7 protein-coding genes are annotated in these 8,238 nt (G+C 67.6%); 5 read left to right on the top strand and 2 right to left on the bottom strand.

Annotated features, from left to right (window positions below):
- Positions 1–1,312: zinc ribbon domain-containing protein (locus EB084_14675; protein ID NDD29503.1), on the bottom strand; the 1,312-nt coding region annotated here is incomplete at its 3' end.
- A 161-nt stretch (positions 1,313–1,473) separates the two neighbouring features.
- On the opposite strand from EB084_14675, the gene EB084_14670 reads away from it, so the two are divergent.
- Entirely contained in the window at positions 1,474–2,322 is an 849-nt protein-coding gene (locus tag EB084_14670) for a hypothetical protein (GenBank protein ID NDD29502.1), read from the top strand.
- 10 nt (positions 2,323–2,332) lie between these two features.
- Here EB084_14670 and EB084_14665 read toward each other — a convergent pair whose 3' ends face one another.
- A complete protein-coding gene (locus EB084_14665; GenBank protein NDD29501.1) occupies positions 2,333–3,334 on the bottom strand; it encodes a hypothetical protein in 1,002 nt (333 codons plus the stop codon).
- Positions 3,335–3,527: 193 nt separating this feature from the next.
- On the opposite strand from EB084_14665, the gene EB084_14660 reads away from it, so the two are divergent.
- The 4 genes from EB084_14660 to EB084_14645 all read left to right on the top strand — a co-directional run.
- A complete protein-coding gene (locus EB084_14660) occupies positions 3,528–4,586 on the top strand; it encodes a PepSY domain-containing protein (protein NDD29500.1) in 1,059 nt (352 codons plus the stop codon).
- Positions 4,583–5,833 (top strand): MFS transporter, encoded by a 1,251-nt coding sequence (locus EB084_14655; protein NDD29499.1) that lies wholly within the window; start codon positions 4,583–4,585, stop codon positions 5,831–5,833. Before EB084_14660 ends, EB084_14655 begins: the two co-directional genes overlap by 4 nt.
- Complete coding sequence (locus EB084_14650) at positions 5,827–7,431, top strand: hypothetical protein (GenBank protein NDD29498.1); 1,605 nt, start codon at positions 5,827–5,829, stop codon at positions 7,429–7,431. Before EB084_14655 ends, EB084_14650 begins: the two co-directional genes overlap by 7 nt.
- Positions 7,428–8,238: siderophore biosynthesis protein (locus tag EB084_14645; protein ID NDD29497.1), on the top strand; the 811-nt coding region annotated here is incomplete at its 3' end. The genes EB084_14650 and EB084_14645, both read left to right, overlap by 4 nt.

Genomic DNA, 8,238 nt, shown 5'->3' with positions numbered 1-8,238 from the left:
ACAGCAAGGCGACGAGGCGGTCGACGATGTGCGGGAGCTCGCGCATCTCCTTGATGGCCCCTCGCAGCCGCGCCACGCCGAGATCGAGGCCGTGCGCGTCCTGGTTCCCGCAGGCCGCCTCGAGGGTCTCGACGGCGGCCGCCATCTGTTCGAGTCCTCTCTCCATGGCCGATCGCGCCCCTGCCCACGCAACCCGCTCGTGGTCGGGCATCTCCCCGGTGGGCGACGGGACCTCGCCCAATCGACCCAATGCCTGCTCGGTGCGTCCCCGCAGCCCCACCAGTGCGTCGTGCAGCAGCTCGAGACACAGCTCCCCCGCGTGCAGGCGCTCGACAAGGTCGACAATCTCCTGGGCGTAGTCGGGCAAGGCCTCGGAAGGCGCGGCCTCGGCGATGCTCGATGCCTCTCCCACACGCTCGGGCAGGCGCGCGCCACAGGTCGAGCAGAGACGAGAGGCGTTCTCGAGGGCGCCGCCACAGAAGGGGCACAGCGCGGCGACAGCCTCCCCCTCGGCCGTTCTTGCGGGCTGGGCGTCAAAGAGCGCCTGCGCCGTATCGCGAACGGCCGCCATGGCGTCATCGAGGCCATTCGTGTCTTCGTTCACCGCGCAGGCGCGAAGCGCTTCGAGAGCCTCGGCGTGGGCCTCGAGCAACGGGGCCAGGAGAGGATGGTCGCCGCCAGGACGCCCCAGTGACGCCCGCGCCTGGGAGATGACGGGATCGATGGCAGACAGACGGCCCTCGATGACATCGAAGGTGAGGCGATCATCACGAACCGCCTGGGCCACGCGCAGGAGCGCGTTCACGGCGGGAATGGGGCTCAGCAGCGGGCGTCCCTCGTCGGCGGCCTTGAGGCGCTCGAGGGACGCGGTGAGAACCTGCAGGCAGGTCACGAGCGGGGCGCGCAAGGCCAGCAGCAGGTCGATATCCCCAGCGGCAGCCGCAGATCGCACGGCCCCGATGTGCTCCTCCGCAGCGAGGAAGGCGAGGCTCGCGTCTGCCGCCAGCGCTTCCTCTTCTTCGTCGAGGTGCTGGTAGGTGAGCTCGTGGCGGAACTGCTCACGCATCGCCCCCACCAGCCACTGGGAAGCCTCGAGCTCGTCGGCCAGGGAGAGATCGTGCGTCTCACTCGCCAGTGCGCGATCGAGTCGATCGACCACGGTGGCCAGAGGCGGGGCGATGGCGGCGCACACCGATGCGTCAAACCAGTCTGGCGGCGCGGAGAGCGCCTCCATCACGGCCTCCAGGGAGGGCTCGGCCACCTCATCGGGACCCTCAATATCAGGGATACCATGCTCGTCGAGGGTGCTCATGCTCAGGGAGGATTCTTGTGTCACGCATATTCTTCCCTGCCCCCTAGACAGATGGCGCTCTTCGCGTGAAGAGAGAATGATATCTCGCATTCTGCACTTTCGAGACAGGCGCCCCGAAGTAGCGTCCCTCGAGCGAACCGCGAGACCGGGGAGGACAGGTCATGCTTCAAGGCTCATTTGGCATGGGGTTCAGCGGCATGGGAATGATGCCCGGCATGGGAATGATGCCCGGCATGGGAATGATGCCCGGCATGGGAATGATGCCCGGCATGGGAATGATGCCCGGCATGGGAATGATGCCCGGCATGGACATGATGAGCATGTTCATGATGCAGTCCCAGATGGCTGCCCAGAGCATGACGATGCTGCAGCAGCTCTTCGCGCAGATGGCCGCCACCCAGGCGATGCAACAGAGCCAGTACTGCCAGCCCCCCCTGAACAGCTACTGCTTCCCTCCCGCGCCCAACATGCCGTGGGGCGGAATGATGCCCTGGGGTGGAGGCACGTTGCCCTACGGCATGCCCCCTCCCCGAGGCAGCAACGGCCATTGCACACCTGCTCCGCCCGCAAACCACTACGGTCAGTTCGATCCCGCGGGACAGAACGTCCCTCCCCGAACCGTTGCCTTCATCAATGCTGCCCTGGCCAAGCAAGGCGCCCCCTATGTCCCAGGCGCCGTGGGCCAGGGAGGGGGGTATGACTGCTCTGGGCTGGTGTACCGCAGCCTCAAGGACGTGGGCGTGCAGAACCCCCGCATGGCCGCGCGCTTCCTGCAGGCCGACTACAAGAGCAGCGCAGTGAGCCGCGACCAGCTGAAGCCCGGCGACCTGCTCTTCTTCTGGTCCCCCAACGACCGCGGCATCCCCCCGCCGCAGGCGACCCACGTCGAGGTCTACCTGGGCAACGGCATGTCGATGGGAACCGACAACCCGAAGGAAGGGGCACGTGTCGAACCCGTGAACTGGAACACCTTCGTCGGCGGCGCCCGCGTCCCCGAGCTTCAGGCCTGAGCGCTCTCCTTCAGCCCGAGACGGTGCTCTCCCGGTCCTCCCGCTCCTCCTCGTCGAGCGACACGCTGCCGTCGTTCGCTTCGAGCGCGGCGTGCCAGCGCTCAGAGCGGTCGATGAGATCGGTGAGCACCGTCTGTATGCCCTTGCAGTAGTTCTCGACGGGCAGGTCGTTGATGTCCGTCCCGAACGGGTCTTCGATCTCGACGCCGATCTCCTCGATCCCGAACAAGATGTAGGCGATGAGGAACGTCGCGGGGATGGTTCCCCACTGAAATGACGAGAGCAGGGCAAAGGGCAGCGTGACCAGGTAGATCACCAGAGCGCGCCGGAGATGCACGACATAGGCGAACGGCAGCGGCGTCTTGTGGATTCTCTCGCACGCGCCGTAATAGTCGACCAGCAGGCCTACGTTCTGGTCCATGGCAACATGGCTCAGATCAGAGATGAGCCGGCGTCGCCTGGCATCTTCGAGGCACGACGAGATCTGGACCGCAATGGCCGTGGGAAGATGAGGAGCCGCGCGAACCGAGGCGGCATCGTCATCAGAGAGGTTCTGACTGATCCACTCCGTTCGTCGCAGGGTGTGCATGATGGCCCAGGGCAGCTCGATGGCCCAGTTCAGCGTAGCGCGAACCGCCGCAGGGTCGCCACGCATGCTCGACGCGCACTGCCGGCCGAGATTCCTCGACTCATTGATGATGGCGCCCCACTGACGCCGACCCTCCCAGAACCTGTCATACGACGCGTTGGTGCGAAACACAAGCAGCAGGGAGAGAAAGCCACCCACGATGACGTGCGCCACATTGGGGATGCTCAGCCCCATCCAGAGACGATCTGCCGCAGTGACGGCCACGGCAAAGACGAGAACCACCGTGACGCGGGCGGAGATCTCCTTGAGCATCGAGCCCTTGGTGTCGAGGAGAAGCCGCCACCAGCTCTGGGTGTTGTAGGCTCCGATGAGGTCGGGACGCGGACTGGGATTCTTCACGGTCGCACGGGTTTCGGCGTCCATCTGCTTCGCTTCCTCTGCGGCGCCGGCCCTTCGCCCCCCCCCACACACGGCACCCGGCCGCTCTCCCCAGGCTGACCGCCGCATTCGAACACCGTTCGCAACTCCACAGAAGCCCTTGACACGAGGGAACCGCACCTTGTAGACTCTCCCTACCCACACTGAAAATGAAACCCATTATCAATATCAGCTGAGCATGCGCCATCAACGCCCCCCCACGTTGCGCATTCATCGAATCATCGGTCTCGCCTCGGGTGCCTGGCTCGCCCTCATCGGTCTCACGGGCTCTCTCCTGTGCTTCGTGGAACCGATCGATCAGGCGACCCACCCCCAGATGCTGACCTCCCCCCCAGGTGACACGCGCGCATCCATCGATGACATCGTCGCAGCAGCGACGCGGACCGCTCTCCCCCGTAAGGCGGTCCGCGTTCGCCTTCCGAGAGACGCTCGCGACGTGTATGAGCTCGTCACCGACGACGAGCGCCACGTCTATGTCGATCAGAGCGGCCGCGTCACCGGGCACCGCGCCGAGGGCCAGGTGCCGCGCGAGATGCTGCTGCGCCTCCACACGTCGCTCCTCCTCGATCACAAAGCCCTGACCGCCATCCCCGCCGCCGCCCTGATCGCGCTGGGCGTGAGCGGGCTGCGCCTTCGAATCCCCCTCGGTCGCAGCCTCGAACGTCTCCGCACCGCTTCCGCGAGCCTGTCGCGCAACGCCTGGCACCTGCACAACCTCACCGGCACCCTCGCCCTCCCCTTCCTGCTGCTCTCCGCCACCACCGGGCTGGCCCTGATCTTCTACACCCCGTGCGAGACCGCCCTGAACCGATGGCTCGCCATATCTCAAGTCCCCGTGCCACAGACCGACACGCCCCCGCTCCTGCAGACCCGCGAGGGTCGCATACAGACCCTCGTTGCCGCAGCCCTTCACCGCTTCCCCCAGGCTGTCGCAACCTGGGTGAACCTGCCCGCGCCGGATCGCCCCCTCACCCGCGTGCGCCTGAAGCAGCCCGGGGAATGGCACCCGCTTGGTCGCACCGCTGTGACCTTCGATGACCAAGGCCGCACAGTCTCAATCGAGAACGCCCACACCGCCCCCTTGGGCACGCGGATCATGAACCAGGTCTTTCCCGCGCACACGCTGCAGGCCGGCCTTCCCGGCCGACTTGTTTGCGCGCTGGTGGGGCTGGTCCCCACACTCATGCTGGCCACCGGCCTCGCCGTCTTCCTCCGCAGAAGGGCGCGTGCCACATGAGCGGTTGGCCGCGTAACCTGCGCATCCTGTGGATCGGTCAGTTCCTCGTCACAGCGGGGCTCACCGTGCTGGTGCCGCTCATGCCGATCTGCATCGCCCGTCTCGGGGTCAGCGATGCCGCCGAGAACCGCCTCTGGAGCGGCCTGTGCATCGCCGCGCCAGCCTTCACGCTGATGCTGGCCGCCCCGGTCTGGGGCCGGCTCGGCGATCTGCTGGGGCGAAAGGCCATGGTGGTGCGCGCCCTCGTCGGCATCGCCACCAGCGTGGGGCTCATGTCGATGGCGCGAACCCCGCAGCAGCTCTTCCTGGCGCGCCTGCTGCAAGGCGCCTTTGGCGGCGTCGATGACGCGGCGGCCGCCTTCCTCACCACCCAGACCCCCCGTGACCACCGAGGAAAGGCCCTCGGCGCGCTGCAGACCGCCACCGCGGCTGGAGCGCTGGTAGGGCCGATCGTAGGCGGCTTTGCCAGCGACCGGGTGGGCTTCAGCCCGCTCACCGCCCTGGCCGGGCTGCTCATTGCAGCCAGCAGCCTGTGCGCGGCCGCACTGCTCACCGAGACACAGACACCCGCCGCAAGCGCGCGCCAGCAGGGTGCCCTGCGATCTGCCCTGGGCGTTATCACACGTCGCGAGACCTGTCCCTACGTGGTGGGCGGCATGCTCGTGCAGACCGGCACCTACGGCATCATCGCCATCTTCGCCACCCATGTGAGCACCCTGTACCCGAAGCATGCGGGAGGGGTGGTGGGGTCGCTGCACGCAGCGACGTGGATGGCCTCGATGATCGGGGCGGCATGGTGGGGCGCTCGCAACGACCGATGGCCGACCCGCGTCACGTTCTGCACCGCCGCCCTGGGGTGCGCCGTGGCGGTGGCGCTTCAGCCGGTGGCGCCCAACGCAGAGGCCCTGGTGGCCCTTCGCGTCGTGCAGGGCTTCTGCGTGAGCGCCATCGGGCAATCGGTCTACCTGCAGGTGAGCGGCCAGGCCCGTGAGGGTATGCAAGGGATCTGCATCGGGGTCGCCAACAGCGCCCTCACCATGGGGCAGATCATCGGGGCACTGCTGGGGTCGGCCTTGGCCGCAGCGCTGCCGACGACCGGCGTCTTCGCGTGCATGGCCGGCTGCTTCGCGCTGGGAGGGGCGACGGCCATGCTTGCGCCCCGAGTCGCGCCCACAACCGTTTCAACCTCCGCTCCGGAACACTCCGTTCAGCCCCCCATCACGGTCAAAGAGGAAGTCGCATGCTGACCTTGTCCGCTCCCCTCGTGCCTCCCCCGCAGGCCCCCGAACGCGACGTCGCGTGGCAGGCCGCCGCCGAACGCGTGCTCAACTGCTGGCTCCGGGAGACCGGCCACAACGTGGCCGGCGAATCGATCAACCTCGTCGATGGCCGTTCCATCAGCGTCGCAGTGGTCCATCGATCCGCCATCGGGCATCATCGATTTGGTGAGATCACCGAGCGCACGTCGCAAGGTCGCCACCGTCCCATCACGCCGCAAGACCTCTGCCGATGCCTCACACGCGACGTGGCGCTGCGCCAGACGAAAACCGCCGTCGACCCGCTGACCGATGCCCTCATGGGCGAGATCGAGAACAGCGTTCGCAAGACCGCGCAGTTCCTCCGTCACGCCCGCCAACGCGCCGCGGCAGACGCCCCGGCACCCGGATCGACACTGCCCCGAAGCACCGATGCGAACGACCTCCTGCGAGAGTGCGAGCAGGCACTCGTGTTCGGGCACGCCATGCATCCCACGCCGAAGGCGTCCGAGGGCTTCACCGACGACGATCTCGCGCGCTACGCGCCCGAGATGGGCGCCGCATTCACGCTCCACGCCCTCTCGCTTGATGGCGCGCCGCTGCCCTGCCACCCCTGGCAGGCCTCGCACCTGCAGCGAGACCCATCGATGGATGCGCTCGTGCGAAGCGGTCGCCTGCGCTGGCTCGGACCCCAGGGGCCCGAGGTCTGGCCCACCTCGTCGGTGCGCACCGTATACGCGCCGCAGACGAACCGCTTCATCAAGCTGGCGCTGCAGATACGCATCACGCACTACTGGCGGCTGAACCCGACAGAGCACGTGCAGCGCAGCCTCGCGGTGAGCGCCGCGCTCGATCGCATACCCGCCGCGGAGACCCTCACCGTTCTCCGCGACCGCAGCATCGACCAGATCGCGCTGCCCTCTGCCCTGGCCGAGCAGCTCAACACTCTTCATCGCGACGGACCACCGCGCCATCTGCCCCCGCCGGTAGTGGTGGCCGCCCTCCTCGAGCCATGCCCCGTGGGCGGCCCCTCCCGTCTCCTGCGTCTCGTGCGCGAGAGCGGCGCCGACGCGGCAGACTGGCTGTCGCGCTATCTCGACATCTGCCTGGCGCCGGTGCTGGAGCTCTTCGTAGAGCATGGCGTGAGCCTCGAGGCCCACGCGCAGAACGCCCTGCTGTGCGTGCAGGACGGCTGGCCAGCGCACCTGCTGGTGCGCGATCTCGAGGGCGGCGCGCTGGTCGACGGAACCCCAGCCTGCGCTGGCCTGGCCAGCGACAGCCCTGCGCGCTACGACGCCGAGACCGCGTGGAGACGTCTCTGCTACTACTTCTTCGTGAACCATCTCGGCAATCTCGTGGCTGCGCTGGCGGCTGATACCGCGACCCCAGAGCGTGCGCTCTGGGCCGTGGTGAGCGACGCGATGCAGCGCCTGGCCTGCCGAGGCGGCGCATGGGCGACCGCCTGCAACCGCCTGCTCCAGGCCCCCACCCTTCCCGCCAAGGCCAACCTCACGAGTCGGCTGCTCGACCTCGGCGAGCGGCCGCGCTACGTCCAGATCCCCAATCCGCTCAGGAGCGTGAACCCATGACCCCCCATTCCCTGCTACAGGAATCCCTCATCGCGGAGACGTTCCTCGATGTGCGTCGGCGGCTCTTCCGACAGCTTCTCGAATCGATGGTGTACGAGAAGATCGTGCACCCGGAGATCGACGCAGACGGGATGGCCCGGCTGCACGGCGAGGCCACCTACACATTCCGTGTGCGACAAGCGTTCGCATTCGATCGCATCCGCATCGACGGCATCGTGATGCGCAACGGATCGGAGGCCGAATCTCCCGCCCGCATGCTCGCCGAACTGCAGCCGCTGCATCGCGCCCCAGACGACCTTTTGGCGCGCTTCGCGGGCGAGCTCGACGAGACGCTGCTCAAAGACGCCATGTCGGCCCACTGGCGCCGCGACAAGGGGGCGCTGCGAGGCCTCGCCTATGACGAGATCGAGAGCCGCCTGCCCGACGGCCACCCCTACCATCCGGGCTACAAGTCCCGCGTCGGCTTCGACCTTGTCGACAATGCCGCGTTCAGCCCGGAGTTCGCGCCGCGGGTGCGCGTGATCTGGCTCGCCGCACACCACGCAGGCAGCGCCCGAACGCACGTCTCGGAGATCAACGCCGATGCCTGGCTCGACGACGATCTGGGTGACATGTGCGCGACGTTCGATGCCGAGATGCGACGCCAGGGCTGTGACCCGCGAGATTACGTGCGCCTGGCGGTGCACCCCTGGCAGTGGCGAGAGATTGTGGCCCCTCGGTTCGCCGAGGAGATCCGGGCACGACGCCTCATCGTGCTGGGAGAGTCAGCCGAGGCGTATCGTCCGCAGCAGTCGATTCGCACCCTGG

The sequence above is a fragment of the Pseudomonadota bacterium genome, from assembly GCA_010028905.1.
Classification (GTDB): domain Bacteria; phylum Vulcanimicrobiota; class Xenobia; order RGZZ01; family RGZZ01; genus RGZZ01.
The sequence above is the reverse complement of the archived record's forward strand: the minus strand, read 5'-3'. Positions and strand labels throughout refer to the sequence as shown.

Excerpts from the sequence above, each read along its gene's own strand:
- EB084_14665 (NDD29501.1), bottom strand. The coding sequence starts at position 3,334 with ATGGACGCCGAAACCCGTGCGACCGTGAAGAATCCCAGTCCGCGTCCC.
- EB084_14655 (NDD29499.1), top strand. The coding sequence starts at position 4,583 with ATGAGCGGTTGGCCGCGTAACCTGCGCATCCTGTGGATCGGTCAGTTC.
- EB084_14650 (NDD29498.1), top strand. The coding sequence starts at position 5,827 with ATGCTGACCTTGTCCGCTCCCCTCGTGCCTCCCCCGCAGGCCCCCGAA.
- EB084_14660 (NDD29500.1), top strand. The coding sequence starts at position 3,528 with ATGCGCCATCAACGCCCCCCCACGTTGCGCATTCATCGAATCATCGGT.
- EB084_14670 (NDD29502.1), top strand. The coding sequence starts at position 1,474 with ATGCTTCAAGGCTCATTTGGCATGGGGTTCAGCGGCATGGGAATGATG.